Source organism: Streptomyces sp. NPDC020490, from assembly GCF_044335305.1.
Classification (GTDB): Bacteria; Actinomycetota; Actinomycetes; order Streptomycetales; family Streptomycetaceae; genus Streptomyces.
The window spans coordinates 729,159-746,416 of the sequence record NZ_JBIRUY010000001.1 but is presented as its reverse complement, the minus strand read 5'-3'; the positions used below and the strand labels follow the sequence as shown (position 1 = coordinate 746,416).

General features: G+C 74.4%; 15 protein-coding genes. 8 read left to right on the top strand and 7 right to left on the bottom strand.

Features of this window, described 5'->3' with window-relative positions:
• Positions 1 to 144: 144 nt before the first annotated feature.
• Positions 145 to 669: a molybdenum cofactor biosysynthesis protein gene (locus ACH4ZX_RS03325; protein ID WP_398266620.1), complete on the top strand. Its 525-nt coding sequence runs from the start codon at positions 145 to 147 to the stop codon at positions 667 to 669.
• Between the two features lie 85 nt (positions 670 to 754).
• Here the strand turns inward: ACH4ZX_RS03325 and ACH4ZX_RS03320 are convergent, their stop codons facing one another.
• On the bottom strand, positions 755 to 1,723 hold the full coding sequence (locus ACH4ZX_RS03320; RefSeq protein ID WP_398266617.1) for a peptidoglycan-binding protein: 969 nt from the start codon (positions 1,721 to 1,723) through the stop codon (positions 755 to 757).
• Positions 1,724 to 2,453: 730 nt separating this feature from the next.
• Here ACH4ZX_RS03320 and ACH4ZX_RS03315 point away from each other — a divergent pair.
• Positions 2,454 to 2,684, top strand: a complete 231-nt coding sequence (locus ACH4ZX_RS03315) for a hypothetical protein (protein WP_398266614.1) — start codon at positions 2,454 to 2,456, stop codon at positions 2,682 to 2,684.
• Positions 2,685 to 3,059: 375 nt separating this feature from the next.
• Entirely contained in the window at positions 3,060 to 4,385 is a 1,326-nt protein-coding gene (locus tag ACH4ZX_RS03310; RefSeq protein ID WP_398266611.1) for an alpha/beta fold hydrolase, read from the top strand.
• A gap of 117 nt (positions 4,386 to 4,502) precedes the next feature.
• Here the strand turns inward: ACH4ZX_RS03310 and ACH4ZX_RS03305 are convergent, their stop codons facing one another.
• Positions 4,503 to 6,014 carry an MFS transporter gene (locus ACH4ZX_RS03305; protein WP_398266608.1) on the bottom strand — a complete coding sequence of 504 codons (1,512 nt, stop codon included), beginning with the start codon at positions 6,012 to 6,014 and terminating at the stop codon, positions 4,503 to 4,505.
• Between the two features lie 354 nt (positions 6,015 to 6,368).
• Here ACH4ZX_RS03305 and ACH4ZX_RS03300 point away from each other — a divergent pair, with 354 nt between their 5' ends.
• Complete coding sequence (locus tag ACH4ZX_RS03300; protein WP_398266605.1) at positions 6,369 to 7,091, top strand: FAD binding domain-containing protein; 723 nt, start codon at positions 6,369 to 6,371, stop codon at positions 7,089 to 7,091.
• A 120-nt stretch (positions 7,092 to 7,211) separates the two neighbouring features.
• Here the strand turns inward: ACH4ZX_RS03300 and ACH4ZX_RS03295 are convergent, their stop codons facing one another.
• From ACH4ZX_RS03295 to ACH4ZX_RS03285, 3 genes are all read right to left on the bottom strand, one after another.
• Positions 7,212 to 7,922 carry a DUF2993 domain-containing protein gene (locus tag ACH4ZX_RS03295; protein ID WP_398266602.1) on the bottom strand — a complete coding sequence of 237 codons (711 nt, stop codon included), beginning with the start codon at positions 7,920 to 7,922 and terminating at the stop codon, positions 7,212 to 7,214.
• Positions 7,919 to 10,243 carry an MMPL family transporter gene (locus ACH4ZX_RS03290; RefSeq protein ID WP_398266599.1) on the bottom strand — a complete coding sequence of 775 codons (2,325 nt, stop codon included), beginning with the start codon at positions 10,241 to 10,243 and terminating at the stop codon, positions 7,919 to 7,921. Before ACH4ZX_RS03290 ends, ACH4ZX_RS03295 begins: the two co-directional genes overlap by 4 nt.
• A gap of 157 nt (positions 10,244 to 10,400) precedes the next feature.
• Positions 10,401 to 10,970: a hypothetical protein gene (locus ACH4ZX_RS03285; protein WP_398266596.1), complete on the bottom strand. Its 570-nt coding sequence runs from the start codon at positions 10,968 to 10,970 to the stop codon at positions 10,401 to 10,403.
• A gap of 175 nt (positions 10,971 to 11,145) precedes the next feature.
• On the opposite strand from ACH4ZX_RS03285, the gene ACH4ZX_RS03280 reads away from it, so the two are divergent.
• From ACH4ZX_RS03280 to ACH4ZX_RS03270, 3 genes are all read left to right on the top strand, one after another.
• A complete protein-coding gene (locus tag ACH4ZX_RS03280) occupies positions 11,146 to 11,832 on the top strand; it encodes a response regulator transcription factor (RefSeq protein ID WP_398266593.1) in 687 nt (228 codons plus the stop codon).
• Entirely contained in the window at positions 11,829 to 13,211 is a 1,383-nt protein-coding gene (locus ACH4ZX_RS03275; protein WP_398266590.1) for a sensor histidine kinase, read from the top strand. Before ACH4ZX_RS03280 ends, ACH4ZX_RS03275 begins: the two co-directional genes overlap by 4 nt.
• A gap of 181 nt (positions 13,212 to 13,392) precedes the next feature.
• Positions 13,393 to 13,857 (top strand): SRPBCC family protein, encoded by a 465-nt coding sequence (locus tag ACH4ZX_RS03270; RefSeq protein WP_398266588.1) that lies wholly within the window; start codon positions 13,393 to 13,395, stop codon positions 13,855 to 13,857.
• A gap of 171 nt (positions 13,858 to 14,028) precedes the next feature.
• Here ACH4ZX_RS03270 and ACH4ZX_RS03265 read toward each other — a convergent pair whose 3' ends face one another.
• Both ACH4ZX_RS03265 and ACH4ZX_RS03260 read right to left on the bottom strand, forming a co-directional pair.
• Positions 14,029 to 14,295: a hypothetical protein gene (locus ACH4ZX_RS03265; protein ID WP_398266585.1), complete on the bottom strand. Its 267-nt coding sequence runs from the start codon at positions 14,293 to 14,295 to the stop codon at positions 14,029 to 14,031.
• A 116-nt stretch (positions 14,296 to 14,411) separates the two neighbouring features.
• Positions 14,412 to 16,490 carry a DUF1996 domain-containing protein gene (locus ACH4ZX_RS03260; RefSeq protein WP_398266582.1) on the bottom strand — a complete coding sequence of 693 codons (2,079 nt, stop codon included), beginning with the start codon at positions 16,488 to 16,490 and terminating at the stop codon, positions 14,412 to 14,414.
• Positions 16,491 to 16,688: 198 nt separating this feature from the next.
• On the opposite strand from ACH4ZX_RS03260, the gene ACH4ZX_RS03255 reads away from it, so the two are divergent.
• A complete protein-coding gene (locus ACH4ZX_RS03255; RefSeq protein ID WP_398266579.1) occupies positions 16,689 to 17,222 on the top strand; it encodes a DoxX family protein in 534 nt (177 codons plus the stop codon).
• Positions 17,223 to 17,258: the final 36 nt, after the last annotated feature.

Here is a 17,258-nt window from a genome sequence, read left to right as displayed (position 1 = left end):
GTCCTCCCAGCTCGTCATCGATCTTCACGTACAGTGCGGTCAAGAGGGTGTTCAGATCTTGCGTCACAACATGATCTTGAACACCCTCTGTTCACGCCTGATCGTCAGCCCAGGACATAGGACTTACTCGTCTAGGGTGGCCGCATGCTTGAGGTGGAGGTGCTTCAACTGCTCGTCTCCCCCGCGCACCGGCTCGCCGGACGGCCGGCCGACGGACCGTCGGACGGACCGGCGGACGAGCGGGTGCGTCAGGTGGAGGTGCGCAGCGGTCTCGGGCTGGTCGGCGACCGTTACTTCGGCCGGCCCGCGCACCGCGATGCGGCCGTCACCCTGATGGCCGTGGAGAACCTGCCCCGGCACATCGCCGCCGAGGCCGACCTCCGGCACACCCGCCGCAACATCCTGCTCCGCGGCGTCGACATCGACGCCTTCGTCGGCCGCACGATCGAACTCGACTCCGGCGCCGGTCCCGTGACGTTCCTCGTCAACCGCCCGGCCCGGCCCTGCGCCTGGATGGACGTCACCATCGGTCCGGGCGCGCAGAAGGCCCTGCGCGGCAAGGGCGGGGTGCGGTGCACTCCCCTGTCCGACGGTGTGATCGGCCTCGGAAGGGCCGTCTTCCGGTGCGTCGACGCGCCCGCCGACAGCCTCGACGACGCCGGGCGGTGAGCGACACGCGACCGGAGGTGAGCGACGCGGTGAGCGACGCGGTGAGCGACGCGCCGCGCACGCCGGGCCGTACCCGGCCGGCGGGTCACGGCTCGGAGGTCTCGGATTCCAGTGCGGCCCGGGTCGCCGCGCCGTAGACGCCCGGTTCGTCCTCCAGGACGACACGGGTGAACTGGTAGCCGCGGACCGCGCTCTCTACCTCGCTGTCGAAGTCGCCGTCCGCGTCCCCGTGGTAGAAGCCCACCTGGCGCAGGCGGAGTTGGAGTTCGGTGACCTCCGCTCCCCGGTCGCCGAGGCGCAGGACGGGTGCCCCGCCGTCGGACTCGCTCGGCGCGGGCACGGGCGCGGTCGTGACGGCGGCGTCGGCGGGGGTCCGGGCCGGAGAGGCGGAACCGGTCGGGTCGGCGGTCGCACTGTCGGTCGGCGTGCCGGCGGGCGAGGACGCCGGGGCCGCGGAAGACGGCGCGAAGGAGACCGTGGGAGATGCGTATCCGGACGACGGGGTGCCGCCCGTGGACGCGTCCGGCAGCGCCGCCCGCACACCGTCGGTGCCGGAGCCGTCCCGAGAAGGGCCGGTGTAGAAGAAGAGTCCCCCGACGAGACCGCCCGTCAGCAGAACGGCCCCGGCGGCTCCCGCTCCCATGACCAGGGTCGCGCGGCGCCGGCGCCGGGGGCCGGGAGCGCCGTCCGGCGGGAGCTGGGGGGTCGGCGCGTCCGGGAGCCGTGGGGGCGGACCCTCCTCGGCGGCCGTCGCCGTCAGAGGCACGTCGGCGGGCCCGGCGGTGGCCCCGGCCGCTTCCGCGGAGCCGGTCGGCTCATCCGGGCCGTCGGCGGCATCCGGGGCATCCGCGGCATCCGGGTCCTCGGCGGTGGCGCCGACCTCCACGAACGGCCGTATGCGCAAGGGGGAGAAGTCCTCCGCGACCGCCGCCTCAGCCGTACGCGTCTCGCGGTGAGCGTCGGACGCGCGCCGGGCGCAGGAGCAGGCCGGCGTGCCGTCCGCGGCCCGAGGGGCGTTGCACTCCGGGCAGACGGGCCCCGTCGGTTCACTCACGCACGATCCCTCTCGATTCGATCTTCAGATTTTAAACAGCTTTCCCCCACGCGATCTCCACGACCGACGGAACCCAACGGAAACCGACGGAAACCGACGGAAACCGACGGGCCGCGGGACGCGACCGTGCGCCGCGCGGATGTGCCGTACCGCGTCAGCCGGGCGGCGCGCGCTGGTCCCCCTGTGGTTCCGCGCGGCGGACAGCCGCCGATCGCGCAGGGGGCGCGGCCGGGCCGGCCCGTGGCCGATCCGGTGGTGCAGGCACTGACCCTCACCGACGTGGTGGTCAGCGTGGTGGTGCTCGCGCTGCTGCCGCCCTTCGGCTCGTTCCTGTCCGCCGCACTGATCGGCGATGCGGGCGGCCGCGGCCGGCTGATAGTGGTCGTCGTGGCGGGGGCGGCGGCCACCGGGGCAGTGTTCCCGCGCTCCGGGGCGCGCGTCTTCCTGGGCTGGGGTCCGCGTACGGACCCGGTGCTGACCCGGGAGCCCGCCATGCCCGAGGAAGGGAGCCCGCGCCCGAGCCGAGCGACGCCTGGCGGCGGCCGGCGCACCGGCTGGTCGTCCTCACCCCGCCACTGGTCCTCGTGCTCGCCGCGTACGGGCTGTCGTTCGTGCCCGGGATCGCCGACTGGTTCACCCAGGTGGCGCAGTCGGTGCAACGGCCGCGCCCCAACGCGGCGCACGTGCTGTCCGACGTACGCCGACGCCGCCACCCGCCCCGGCGCCCTACGTGCCGGGCGGCGCCGCCTGGCTCGGCGGCGCGACGGCCACCGTGGGAGCGGTGCTGCCGGCCGCCGCCTCCCTGTGGTGGCAGAAGGCGTGGGCACCGCTGCGCAGGGCGCTGCTCGTTCCCGTCCGCGCGGTCAAGGCGGTTCACGGCGGCTCGCTGGGCGACTACGCCCTGTGGTTCGTCACCGGACCGGCGGTCCTGGGGGCGGGCTGGGGGCTGACGCTGCGCTGACCCACCGGCCCCAGCGACGATCAGCCGGGCGACGGGGTCGCGGAGGTCTTCACGGTCTTCCCGGCGCGGACGCTGCCGCCGCAAAAGCTGCGCGCACCCGGCACCCGGCACCCGGCAAAAGCGCTCTCATGCCGTACCGCACGAGGTCAAGGCAGCCGCCGCGAGCTGTCCCACCGTCATATTACTGAACCGTAACCCACCGGGTACTACCCCGGGTAACACGGCCGCGGTTACGGTCCTGACACTTCGTCTAAGAACGGTGCGGGGCGGCGGCTGGGCGACCGCGGTCCCGTACGCAGGCCCCTGCCCCCACGGGCCGTCACCGCCCGAGCCGCAGCCGAAGGCTCGGCCTCCCCACAGCCCCGGAGATCCGCCATGCCCGTTTCCGCCCGCCTGCTGGCCGCGGCCGTCACGACCGCCGCCTGTCTGGGTGCCACGGCCCTGCCCGCCGCCGCTGCCCCGCAGTCCGACGCCGTGGTCTCGCGCGGCGTCACCATCCCGGACTTCTACACCCCGCCCGCGGACCTGCCCGCCGCGAACGGCACCCTGGTCCGCAGCGAGCCGCTCCCCCTCGCACTGAGCCTGCCGGGCCTCGACGGACGGCTGCCCGGCACCGCCATCCGCCTGATGTACAAGTCGACCGATTCCAACGGCGGTCCGGTGGCGGTCACCGGCGCCTACATCGAACCGTCCGCCGCCTGGCAGGGCAGCGGAGCCCGGCCCTTGGTCGCCGTGGCCCCCGGCACCATGGGACAGGGCGACCAGTGCGCCGCGTCCCTCGGTCTGGAGCATCCGCTGCTCGTCAACGGCCAGACGCTGTCGGTCGGTTACGAGGACCTGGCCATCTACCGCCTGCTGGCCCGGGGCATCGCCGTGGTCGTCACCGACTACGCGGGGCTCGGCGCCACGGACCGGCTGCACACCTACGTCAACCGCGTGGACGAGGGCCACGCCGTCCTCGACGCCGTCCGCGCCGCGCGCTCCCTGCCCGGCACCTCGCTCACCTCCGCCTCGCGCGTGGCCCTGTTCGGCTACAGCCAGGGCGGCGGCGCGACCGCGGCGGCCGCCGAACTGCAGCCCTCCTACGCGCCCGACGTCACCCTCGCCGGCACCTCCGCGGGCGCCCCGCCCGCGAACCTGATCGAGGTCACCAAGGGCATCGACGGCACCGAACTGACCGGCGCCCTGGGCTGGTCGGTCAACGGCTTCCTGCAGTCCGACCCGGCGCTGCAGCCGGTCGCCGGCGCCCACCTGAACGCGGCGGGCAAGGCGGCGCTGAAGGACCTGTCGACCATGTGCGTGGGCGACGCGCTGCTGTCCTACGGCTATGCCCGCAGCACCAAGTGGACCACCGACGGACGCTCCCTCAGCGACATCATCGACGCGGAGCCGATGCTGAAGGGCTTCCTGAACGAGCAGCGCATCGGCACCATGAAGCCCGCCTCCCCGGTGCGGGTGGCCACCGGCACCAGCGACAACCTCGTACCCCACGCCCAGGCGCGCCGGCTCGCGGTCGACTGGTGCGCCAAGGGCGCCGACGTGACCTACAAGCCCGTCGTCCTGCCCAGCCTGGGCAGCGCCCTCATCAACCACTTCACGCCGCTGCTCACCGACCAGGGCGACGCCATCGACTGGCTGACCGACCGGCTCAACGGCAAGTCCGCGCCCTCCAACTGCGCGAGCCTGCCCCTCCAGCCCTGATCCAGCCCTGACCCAGCCCTGATCCAGCCCTGATCCAGCCCTGACCCGGCCGCGGCGGGCAGCGGGTACGGGGCGACGGCGAAGTCCGGTCACGCTCGACGCGACGGGACTTCGCCGTCAGCCCTGCCCCGCGTGCCCTGGGCCGGGCGGCGTCCCGGACGAGGTGCGGTGCCGGCCGACATCGTGGTCGAGCCGCCAGTCGCGGACCGCCAGGACCAGCGCGCCCAGGACCGGCACCACGCCGAGTCCGACGGCCGCCGCCACGGCGGACCGGTAGTCGTGGTGACCGGCGACGAGCACCATGTAGAACACCCCGGGCAGCGCCGCCGTACCGACGGCGCCGCCCAGTCGCTGTCCCGTCTGCAGCGCGCCGCCGGCCGCTCCGGCCATCCACACCGGCACGTCCCGCAGCGTCATGGTGACGTTCGGGGAGATGACGCAGCCGCTGCCCACGCCGCCGAGGAGCAGCGCGGGGAGGGCGAGCCACACCATGCTGCCGGCGGGCGCCCAGCGCAGGACGGCCGCGGTCGTGCCCAGGCCGACCGCCACGCCGGCCAGCCCGCAGACGGTCAGCAGTCGGCCGAACCGCTCCACCAGCCGGCCGGCCGCCGCGGCGGCGACCGCCGACCCGATGGCGAACGGCGTCACCGTGAGCCCGGAGCGCAGCGGCGAGTAGTCCAGGCCGTTCTGCAGGAACAGGGCGAAGACCAGCCACACGCCGCTGAAGCCCACGAAGTACAGGGTGGCGATGGCGGCCCCGGCGGCGTATCCGCGCGTGGCGGTCACCAGGCTGGGATGCAGCAGCGGCCGGCCGCCGCGGCCCGCGACCCGCCGCTCCCACCGGGCGAAGACCACCAGCAGGGCCAGGCCCACGGCGAACAGCCACCACAGCCGTCGCACGCCGCCGGACTCGGCCAGGACGAGCGGCAGCATCAGCGCCAGCACCCCGCAGCCCAGCAGCGCGACGCCGCCCAGGTCGAGGCTCTCGCGGCGGCCCGCGGCCGTCCTGGGCAGCAGCCTGAATCCCAGCACCAGCGCGATCACGCCGACCGGCACGTTGACGTAGAAGATCCAGCGCCAGCCGTCGGGTCCGGCGGCCAGCTTCAGGATCAGACCGCCCACCACCGGGCCGACGGCGCCGGAGACGCCCACCGTCGCGCCGAACAGGCCGAAGGCGCGGCCGCGTTCGGCTCCCCGGAACATCTGCTGGATGAGGGCGGAGTTCTGCGGGGCGAGACAGCCCGCGGCGACGCCCTGGGCCAGGCGGGCCACGACGAGCAGCGTGATCGTGGGGGCGGCTCCCGCGATCGCGCTGCACACCACGAAGGCCGTCAGCGCCAGCAGGAAGACGCGGTGCCTGCCGACCGCGTCGCCGATGCGGCCGGCCGTCACCAGCACCAGCGCGAAGGTCAGGGCGTAACCGGAGACCACCCACTGGATGGCGGGCGCCGTCGTGTGCAGGTCGCGTTGCATCGACGGCAGCGCCACCGCGACGATCGTCACGTCGAGCAGGCTCATGAACCCGGCCACCAGGGTGACCCACAGGGCCCGCCATCGCCTGGGGTCGTTGCCGCCGTCCGCTTCGTCCGGCGTCTGCCGGTCCGTGCCCGCCCGTGTTCCGAAGTGCACCAGTTCTCCAGTCTCCGCCCGGCTCCGCCCGTCCCCGCCAGGCACGCCGGTGTCACCGCCATGCCCGCCGCGTCCGCCGGTACGGGTTACCACCGCACGGCATCCCGCACGCCGGACGGCGGATCGGGTGCACGGCAGGCCCCTCCCGCCCCCTCCCCCGGAGGACATCCGGCCCCGGTCCCGGTCCCGGTCCCGATCCCGGTGATCCGACGTACGCCCTCGTGCCGCCGTGAGCCTTGTATGCGCCGCCGCTCCGGAGGGCAGAATGCGCCGTGCCGGGGACCACGGCGGCCCGGACGGCCGCAGGCCCCGGCATCAGGTCCCTCGAGGAACTCGAGAAAGAGGTCGGCTCCCGTGCTGCTGCGTCTGCCCGCGTCCGTGCCCGAAGCTCAGGAGTGCATGGCCGCGGGGGCGGTGCCGGTCGGAGGGGCGACCCTCGTATGGGCCGTCTGGCAGCGCGACGGCTTCCCCGAGCAGGCGATGTCGCTGCGCAACCTGCCGGAGGCCAACGCGATCGCCCACGACAGGCTGGGTGCCGCCGTGGTGCTGAACTGCGTCGACGACCGCGTGCCGGAGGTGCTCAGACGGGCGGCCGCCACGGTGGGCACCGGAGCGGTACGCAGGACCGCCACCGTCGGCGGCAACCTCGTCGGCAGCACACTGCGCTGCCTGCTGCCCGCCGCCCTCGTCCTGGACGCCCGGGCGACGGTGCTGGAGCAGGACCGCACGCACGAGAGCCCGCTCGCCGAAGTGGTGGCCAAGCAGCCGCTGCTGCTCGGCATCCGGTGGCGCGAGCCGGTCGCCAGCAGCTACCGCAAGCTGGCCGCCGAACCGGGCGGGCCGCCGCCCCTGGTCGTCGCCGCCGCGGTGCACGACGAGGGCGGCGGACGCCGTCACCTGCGGGTCGCCGTCCGCGACGGCTACGACGTGCTCAGCGACAGCGTCCCCTGCGACGGCGACACCGGGCAGACGGTCCGGACCCTGCACGAGGGAACCGTCGGGACGCTGCACCCGGAGGCCCGGGATGTGGTGGCCCAGCAGATCACCGACCTGCTCACCCGCACGGCCGGCACCTGAGCCCGGCCGACAGGGCCGACCCCGCCCGAGAGGGTCCTGCCGGCGAGGCCATGTGCGACACCGCGACCGGAGACCTCCGCCGCGAGTCCCGCACACCCGCGGCAGCGGCGGCGGCAGCGGTCACGTCTTCCGCTTGGCGGGGAATCGGGCGGGGCCGCCGTCCAGGGTGACGTTCAGGCCGGTGGACGTGACGTCGAGCGCCGTGGCCTTCAGACCGAGGGGGTAGTCGGCGTCGGCGCGGCCGGCCAGGTTGCTCTCGATCCGGTCGACGAGCCGGTCGGGTGCGGGGCTGCCGAGGACCTCGGCGTCCTCGAGGCGCAGGGCCAGGCGCCCGTCCTCGATGCGGGGCCGCAGCGTGGCCCGGCCGAGCCCGCCCTTCAGTTCGAGGGTGATGGTGTCGGCCGCGGCGTCGAGGTGCACGGCGGTGATCGGCAGCCGCTTGCCGCGCGCGCCGGCCATGCTCTGCAGGGACTCGGCGGGGACCTCGCCGTCGGCGTGGGTACGGGCGACCGTGCCGGAGCGGCCGCCGGTGAGCCGTATGTCGTCCAGGCGGACGCGGACGGACACGTCGGTGATGCGGCCGAGGGTGGCGTGGTCGCCGCTGATCGTCACGGAGTCGAGGTGCCGGTCGAGCAGGGCGAGCAGGGCGGGGCCGCCGTCGATGTCGACATCGCTGTCCTCGCCGAGGATGCGCCCGGCGGCGGCCGTCAGGCGACTGTGCAGCAGGGTGCGGGCGGCGGCCTCGGCGACACCGGCGACGAGCAGCACGACGGCGAGGACCAGGGCGATGACGGACGCGGCGCGGTGCCGCCGGAAGAGGGACCGGATCACCGCTGCTCCCCCGGGGCGGTCGCCACGGCCGGGCCCGGCACCGTGCCGGGCGCGTCGGGCGGCGGCGCGGACCCTTCCGGGTCGAGGTGGGGCAGGATCCGGTCCAGCCGGCGCGGCAGCCACCAGTTGGCGCGGCCCAGCAGGTACATGGTGGCGGGGACCAGGACCAGCCGGACGAGGGTGGCGTCGATGACGACGCTGACGCCGAGACCGAGGGCCAGCATCTTGATCACCACGTTGGCGGACAGCAGGAAGGCCAGGAAGACGCTGGTCATGATGAGGGCGGCGCAGGTGATGACGCGGGCGGTGCCGGCCAGGCCGGTGGCGACGCTGAGGTGGTTGTCCCTCGTGTGCAGCCAGGACTCGCGGATCCGGGAGAGCAGGAAGACCTCGTAGTCCATGGACAGCCCGAAGACGATGGCGAACATCATCATCGGGACGTACGACTCCACCGGCACCGGCTCGTCGACGCCGAGCAGCGAGCCGCCCCAGCCCCACTGGAAGACCGCGACGACGACACCGTAGGCGGCGCCGATCGACAACAGGTTGAGCAGGGCCGCCTTCAGGGCGACGAGGAGGCTGCGGAAGACGACGAGCAACAGCAGGAAGGCCGCCGCGACGACGACCGCGATGATGACCGGCAGCCGGTCCACCACGACGTCCCGGAAGGTGAGCTGGGCCGCGGTGTGGCCGGTGACGTAGCCGTCCGCGCCGTGACCCTCCAGCGCGTCGGGGAGGGTGTCGTCCTCCAGGCGGTGCATCAGGTCGGAGGTGGCCTGGTCCTGGGGTGCGCTGTCGGGGGTGACGGTGGCCGTCAGCAGCGCCCCGTCGTCGGTGACGGCGGGCTGCGACACCGCCGCGACACCGGGGGTGGCCGCGAGCGCGTCGTGCAGGGACGCGGACAGTTGCCGCGCCTGCGCCGTGGTGGTGGCGGGCGCGAGGGCGGCGACGACGGTGAACTGGCCGTTGGCGCCGGGGCCGAAGGCGTCGGAGACGAGGTCGTAGGCCCGGCGGTCGGTGTAGTCGGCCGGGTCGGCGCCGTTGTCGACGTGGCCGAGCCGGATGGCGGCCGTGGGGACGGCGAGCACGCCCAGGACGAGGGTGCCGACGGCGAGGAACGGCCAGGGGCGGCGGCCGACGGTGGCGGCCCAGCGGTGCCAGGTGTCGGTGGTGGCGTCCGGTTCGTCGACGGGGGGCCGTACCCGCCAGCGGTCGATACGGCGGCCCGCGAGGCCGAGCAGGGCGGGGGCCAGGGTGAGCGCGGCCACGGCGGCGACCAGCACGGTCAGGCCGGAGGCGATGCCGAGGGTGCCGATGAACGCCACACCCGAGGCGTACAGGCCGCCCAGGGCGAGGGCGACCGTCGCGGCGGCCACGATCACCGCGCGGCCGCTGGTGGCCACCGCCCGGCTCGCCGCCTCCACCGGGTCGCCGGTGTCCCGCAGCAGCCGGCGATGGCGGGTGGTGAGGAACAGCGCGTAGTCGATGCCCACGCCCAGGCCCATCATCGTCGCCAGGGTGGGGGCGGCGGTGCCGAAGGTGAAGGCGGCGGCCAGCAGGCCGAGCAGCGACACGCCGCCCAGGAGGCCGACGACGGCGGTCAGCAGCGGCAGCCCGGCCGCCGCCAGGCTGCCGAACCCGGCGAGCAGCACGATCACGGCGGTGCCCAGCCCGATCATCTCCGACAGCCGGTCCCCGCCCTTGGGACGCGCCAACTGGCCCAGCTGGCCGCCGTATTCGACGTCGACGCGGTCGGCGCGCAGACCGCTCACCGCGTCGTCCACCCGGTCGAGGTAGGACGTGCCGAACTTGGCCGGGTTGTCCGTGAAGCGGACCGTGACGATGCCGGTGGCGCCGTCCGCGGAGACCGCGCCCGGCGTGCTCAGCGGGTTGGTCACCGAGGTCACGTCCGGCAGTCCGGCGAGAGCGCCGACCGCCCCGGCGACGCGGTCCGCGTGGGCGTCGAGCCGTCCGGTGCCGGTGTGCAGGACGACCTGGGAGGCGTTGCCGCGCACCTGCTTGGACCCATGGGCGTCGAGCAGGTCGGCGCCGGTCTGCACGGAGGTGCCGGGCAGCGAGAAGTCGTCCTCGAAGGTGCCGCCCCGGACGCGGTCGGCGGCGAACACGGCCACCAGCACCAGCAGCCAGGCGCCGAGCACCCACCAGGGCCGCCGGGCGCAGCCGCGGCCGAGCCGGGCCAGCCGCCCGGCGGCGACGGGCGGTCGCGGACCGGGGCGGGGCTGGTCGTCGGCCGGGGGCGTTCCGGGTGTTCCCGGTGGGGTTCCCGGTGTCGTCTCTGGTGTCTCCGGAGCGTGGTTCATGCACTCGTTCCTGGTCGGGCCCTGGCGGGCTCGGGGTGGGTGGGACGGGACCGGTCGGCGTCCTCGCCAGGAGGGCATCTCCGGGCCGCCGCGTTCAGGGGCTCCCGACATTCGGGACCGCCGGTCGTGCGGGGATGCCGCGTCCGGGGCGCCGCGTTCAGGGCTGCTGCCAGAAGCGGCGGTGGCGTTCGGCCCAGCGCCGCGCCCGGTCGCCGTAGCCGCCGTCGAGCGCCTTGTCGCGGATCGTCAGCAGCCGCGCGTGCCACTGCTCGCCCGGCAGCCCGCGCAACCGGGCCAGGTCCTCGCGCAGTTGCGGGGGCAGCGCCTGCCGGCGGCGCTGTGCCTGCTCGGCACGGAGCCGGACGAGCGTGCCGTAGTCGCCGTCGAGGGCTTCCCGCCTGATCCGGGCCGCCGCCTGCGCGCGCCGGCCCGGCTCCATGCCGCGCAACGCACGCAGGTCGGACCGCAGTTCGGCCGGCAGTTCGGACCGCGGTTCGGCCGGCCCGCGGCCGGCCGCGGGCCGGGGCTCGTCCCCGGTGCGGACGACGGCGTCGGCGAGCCCGACGGCCGGCGTGACCGCGACCGCGGAAGCGGCGCCGGTCGACGCGGACGACATGGACGCCGCCGACCACGTGAGCCCGGACAGCACGGTGACGCCGACGACGGCCAGTGCGGTGGTACGGATGGTGCGGGCGCGGTGTCCCGCGGTGGTACCGGTGCGGTTCACGATCTCTCCCTCGCCGATGTCGCTCGATCTTGGTCCCAGCGTGTCGGAGGGGTGCGAGCGGAAGGTTCGGCGAATGTTCGGGCTGTGTAAGGAGCCGCCGCACGGGCGGCCCGGCGGGCGGCGGCTGGCTAGCATCGGGGCCGGGCCCGGGCCGCGGGGGCGAGGAGAGAGGCAGATGCCGGAGAACAAGGGGCTCGTCCTGGTGGTCGAGGACGAGGGGAACATCGCCGACCTGCAGCGGCGCTATCTGAGCCGCGAGGGCTACGGCGTCCACGTCGAGGCCGACGGCGAGGGGGCGCTGGCCGCCGCCCGCAGGCTGCGCCCGGTGGCGATCGTGCTGGACATCGCCCTGCCCGGCATGGACGGCATGGAGGTGTGCCGTCGCCTGCGGGAGGCGGGCGACTGGACTCCCGTGGTGTTCGTGACCGCCCGGGACGAGGTGACCGACCGCATCCTCGGCCTGGAGATCGGCGCGGACGACTACCTGACCAAGCCGTTCTCCCCGCAGGAGCTCGTCGCCCGGGTCAAGAGCCTGCTGCGGCGGGCGGCGGGCCCGCAGCGCGACCCGGTGTGCCGACTGGGGCGGCTCACGCTGGACGACGGCCGCCGCACCCTGCGCGTCGACGACCGGGCGGTGGAGCTGACGACCACCGAGTTCAACCTGCTGGCCTTCCTCATGCGCCACCCCGAACAGGTCTTCACCCGCGAGCAGTTGCTCGCCCAGGTCTGGGGCTACGCCGGCTACCGGGACACCCGCGTGATGGACGTCTACGTCTCCCAGCTGCGTGCCAAACTCGGAGACGCCAGCCCCATCCGCACCGTGCGCGGGGTCGGCTACAGCGTCACCGGCATCCGCCCGTGACCCGCGTGCGCCGCCGCGGCTCCCTGGCCGGCGGCATCGTCATGCTCACCACCGCGGTGGCCGCCGTCGCCGTCGTGGTGACCGGGCTGTTCGCCTGGCGGATCATCCGCACGACCGCGGAGGCGCAGGAACGCGATCAGCTCTCCCGGCAGGCGGAGGTGCTCGCCCGCACCCCGCCGCTGGCCACCTGGATGCTCGACCGGCAGCAACGGATCGCCGGTGGCGAGGACATCCGGCTCGCCCTCGTGCGCCCCACCGGCGCGGTGGACGGGCCGGCGGCGGCCGTCGTCGACGCCGGCCGGCGAGGGGCCCTGCTCGCGGGCCGCTCCGTGTCCGCCACCGCCCGGCTCGACGGGCGCGAGGTGCTGGTGGAGGGCGCGCCCACCCCCGCGGGCGGCGGGCTGGTGCTCACGCAGCCGATGAGCTCCGTGGACGAGGCCACCGACCGGATACGCGGCAGTCTCGTCCTGCCGCTGGTGCTGGGGCTGGCCGGCGCGGCGCTGGCCGGCGCGCTGCTCGGCCGCCGTCTGGCCCGTCCGCTGGTGTCCGCCGCGCGCACGGCCCACCGGCTGTCCGACGGTGCGCGCGGCCTGACGGTGTCCGCGGAGGGCCCCGCCGAACTCGCGGAACTCGCCGGCGCCCTGAACACCCTCGACGCGGCCCTCGCCCGCAGCGAGAACCGGCAGCGGGACTTCCTGCTGTCCGTCTCCCACGAGATCCGCACTCCGCTGACCACCGCGCGCGGCTACGCCGAGGCCCTCGCCGACGAGGTGATCACCGGGGACGAGGTGCCGGAGGCCGGGCGGGTCCTGCGCACCGAGATCGAGCGTCTGGAGCGGTTCGTCGGCGACCTGCTCGCCCTGGCGCGCCTCGAAGCCGACGACTTCCGGCTGGACGTCGGCGAGGTCGATCTGGACGTGCTGGTGGAGGAGGCCGCGGCCGCCTGGTCGGGGCGCTGCGCCCGGCACGACGTCGACTTCCGCTTGGAACGGCCCGGCCGGCCGCTGGTCCTCGCCACCGACGGCTTCCGGGTCCGCCAGCTCGTCGACGGCCTCGCCGAGAACGCGCTGCGGGTCACGCCCGCCGGAAAGCCCCTGGTCCTCGCCCTCGCCCCGGAGGGCGGCGGCGTCCGGATCCAGCTGCGCGACGGCGGTCCCGGACTCACCGACGACGATGTCGCGGTCGCCTTCGAACGCGGCGCGCTCACCGCGCGGTACCGGGGCGTCCGCGCGGTCGGCAGCGGCCTCGGCCTGGCCATCGCCCACCGCCTGACGACCCGGCTCGGCGGCACCATCGGCGCCGAGGGCCGCGCACCCGAGGGCGGCGCCTGCTTCACCGTCCGCCTGCCGCCGCGGCCACGGCCGCAGCCTCCCTCGTGAACCGGCCGGACGACGTGGCGTGACCACGGGCCTCCGTGTCTCCCCCGCCCGGGGAGACGCGGATCACGACACCGCAGTCGTAGGCCGGTGATCCTCGGGTACCCGGCCCCTCGTGCACGATCCGCACGGCGGCGGGGGGGCCCGGCCCCGCCGCCGACCAGCGACAACGAAAGGCACAGGCGTGAGCACAGTCAAGGAAACCGTGGAAGTCGAGGTCCCCGTCCACACCGCCTACAACCAGTGGACCCAGTTCGAGGAATTCCCTCGGTTCATGGAAGGCGTCGAGGAGATCAGGCAGCTCGACGCGGGCCACAACCACTGGGTCACCAAGATCAGCGGCGTGCAGCGGGAGTTCGACACCGAGATCGTCGACCAGCTTCCCGACGAGCGGATCACCTGGCGCACGACGAGCGGTGACACCCGCCAGAAGGGCACGGTGCGGTTCGAGCGCGTCGACGACACGCACACCCGCGTGGAACTTGTGATGGACGTCGAACCCAGCGGAGCCGCCGAGAAGACCGCGGACATGCTGGGAGTCATCGACCGGCGCGTCAAGGGCGACATGCGGCGCTTCAAGGAGTTCATCGAGGGCCGCGGGAGCGAGTCCGGAGCCTGGCGCGGACGCATCCGGCCCGGCGACGTCTAGGTCGGTACTTCCAGGGCTGGGTCAGTACTCCAGGGCGTCGAAACCTCGACGTGAGGACCGCGGCGAAGCGTCTCGGCCGGGGCACGGCGAAGGCGCTTCGCCTCTTCACGCCCGGACCGGCGCCCGCGCCCGCCTCGCGGGCGGTTCGCCCCCGTGGGCGGGGCCGGGGCCTCATGGGCTGTCACCGTGCCAGTCGAAGCGGCGGCCGTCCTGGGGACGCGGGACGTACAGGGCGCGGCCGCCGGGGCCGTAGCGGCCTATCTCGGTGTCGAGCGCGACACCGTGCCGCAGTTCGTGGCCGGGCCGGCCGGTGGTGTCCAGAAGCAGCCCGTCGAGCGGGCCGCCGACCAGTTCCGCATAGGTGCGGCCGGGTCGCGGACCGGCGTCGTCGTGATCGGCGCCGTAGACCCGGCCGCGCATGAACTCCGTCTCGTCCATGTCCGCAGCCTCGCATCCGCCACTGACAACGGCCTCCCCGAGACCGTTGTCAGTGGCGACCGCGGCGCGTCAGCCGCGCTCCTGGACGCGTGCCTGCCGTCGCCTGCCGGGCTGCCTCACCGCACGAAACGGCGCTTCGAGCGCGCCAGCACGATCAGGCCGGCGATCAGCAGGACGGTGCCGGCCGCGGCGGGCCACAGGGTCGTACCCGTTTCGGCGAGTCCGCCGCCCTGAACCGCCTGCTGTTCCGCCTGGCCGGCCGCGACGGGAGTGTTCGGGGCCGCCGCCTGGGACTGCGCGGCGGCGCCGGCCTCCGTGGCGCTGTCGTCGCCCTTCGCGCTGTCGTCGCCCTTCGCGTTGTCGTCGCCCGCCGCGGCGGCGGAGCTCTCGCGGCTCGAGGAGGTGGCGTAGACCCGCGGGTTCGTGGTGCTGGACAGGGTCGGCCGGCCGTCGTCCGCCTGGCCGGTCTGCGGCGCGGCGGTGGTGGACCCGGCCGCCTGGCCGTCCCCGCCGCCGACGGGCGGCTGGGTGGTGGGAGCCTCCTCGGACGGGGTCTCGGACGGGGTCTCGGACGGCTGCGCGGTGGGCGCGTCCGTGGGCTGTTCCGTGGGCTGCTCCGTGGGCTGATCGGTCGGCTGCTGCGTCGGCTCGTCCGTCGGCTGCTGGGAGGCTCCCCCGCCCGAGCCCGGGTCCGCGCCGCCGTCGGCCCCGGAACCGCACTGCCGGCCGCTGTTGACGCAGTCGGCGATCTCCTGCGCCAGTCCACCGGTCGTGATGCTGATGAAGTCGTCGTGGTCGGTGGCCGCCTTGTGCAACTGCTCCGGGAAGCCGTCCACCGCGTAGGCGTTCTTGACCTGGCCGTTCTCGATGGTCGGCGCCGGAACGTCGTACACCAGGCGCATCGTCAGCTGCGGGATCGCCTTGAAGCCGTTGCCGCAGTTGCCGCTCGCGTCGGCGAAGGCGACGTGCGTGCGGTGGTTGGCGCTGTCGGTGTTGCGGCCGTCCCAGCAGCTCTGGAAGGCGAAGGAGCGCACCACCTTGCTGCTCTGCGGACAGATCGGGTACTGCTCGGTCAGCTGGACCTTGTCCTCGAAACCGGTGCAGCTCCAGTGGGCGTTGGCGTTCGCCAGGCCGTTGGTGGTGGTCTTGGCGTCACCGGTGATGATGCGCAGGAACTGCGGCATCGCGACCACCTTGCCGGTGGGGCTGCCGACGTACTTGATCTCGGCTTCCTGCGCGGTCAGGATCCGGCCGACGTTGCCCTCCTTGCCGCCGCCGTCCTGGTTCTGGTCGAACTCCTGCGTGCCGTCCTGCAGCCGCAGCACCGGCCAGTAGTACGACGACAGGTCGGCCTTGTTCTCGCAGCTGGTGCCGCCCTCCAGGAACGTGTCGTTGCTGGAGAAGGCGTTGATCTTCTGGTTGCCGACGTAGTCGTGGGTGTGGTGCGCGCCGTTGGTCACGCCGGGCGCCACGATCACGTTGTCGGTGTTGTAGTTCTTGTTGGCGTTCACCCCGCACCTGGTGGTGAAGGAGCCGGTCGAGGCGTCCGCGGTGGTGCGCGGCGCGGCGGGGACGTTCGGCTGGACCTTGGTGATGTCCACGAAGTCCGCCGCGACCGGGCCGTTGCCGGCCTGACCGCCGTTGCCCGCCTGTCCTCCGCCGTCGCCCTGCTGGCCCTGGCCCTGGTCCTGGCCCTGGCTCTGGCCTTGGTCCTGGCCGCCGGCCTGGGCGTCGGGGACGGTCAGTGTGCAGGCGGCCAGGGAGTCGAGGCCGGCCGGGCGGTCCCCGACGCGGTCGATGGCGACGGCGATGCGCTCAATGGTCGCGGCCCGCTTCTCCTTGAGCGGATTCATGATGGCGTTGTCGGCGAAGCCGCTGTCCTGCCGCTGGTCCGGGCCGGTCGTCTGCAGCCGCTGGTAGGCCTCCGCGATCTGCTGGTCCAGCAGGGCGAGTTCCTTGTCGACGTCCGCCCGCGCCTGGTCCGGCACCTGCGTCAACCGGGTCCCGACGTCGGGGCAGTCGATGGTGCCGGCCATGGCGCTGCGGGTCCGGGCCGCGTCGCCGCCGGAGCCGCCCTCGGTCGCCGAGGCGTAGACGTTCACCCCGACCAGCCCGCCTCCGCCCAGGATCAGCGCGAATGCCGCGAAGGTCGCGCGGCGTGGGCCTGTCGGGCGTCTGCGCGTACTGCGTCCCACGAGAACTCTCCTACGGATCATGGCGGTCAGGCGTGGAAATCCCTCGCCCCATACGGACGGCGGCAGCCAGGTGTTCAACCGCCCCACGAATTCATAGGAAGATCTCAGCCGGACCCGGTCCCCACGCACCGTCGATTGCCGCCCCGGCTGCGGGGAACCCGGGGACGGCCGTACGCACTCACACGTCTGGAGAGCACCATGAGTCTGTTGCGCGTGGCCGGCCGTCCGATGCTCGCCTCGATGTTCGTCACCGCGGGTCTGAACTCCGTCCGTGCGCCCGAGGACGTGGCCCCGGCGGCCGAGCCCGTGGTCCGGCCCATCACAGAACGTGTGCCGGTGCTGCCCGACCGCACCGAGCAGCTCGTACGCCTCAGCGGGGCCGTGCAGGTGGCGGCGGGTGTGCTGCTGGGCATCGGCCGCATGCCCCGGCTGGCCGCGCTGGCCATCGTCGGCACGCTGGTGCCCACCACCCTGGCCGGCCATCGTTTCTGGGAGGCCGACGACCCCGCGGAGCGGACCCAGCAGCGCATCCACTTCCTGAAGAACCTGTCGATGCTGGGCGGTCTGCTGATCGCGGCCGACGACACCGGGGCCTCCCCGTCGCTGGTGTGGCGCGGCCGGCACGCCGTACACGACGTGCGGCGCGACGCGCGGCTGGTGCGGCGGACCGCCCGTGTCGCCGCCCGTCCGGCCGCCACGGCCGGCAGCCTGCGGGCCAAGCTGCCGCACTGACGGACGCCCGGGGACGGACGCCGGCGGGAGCGCGGG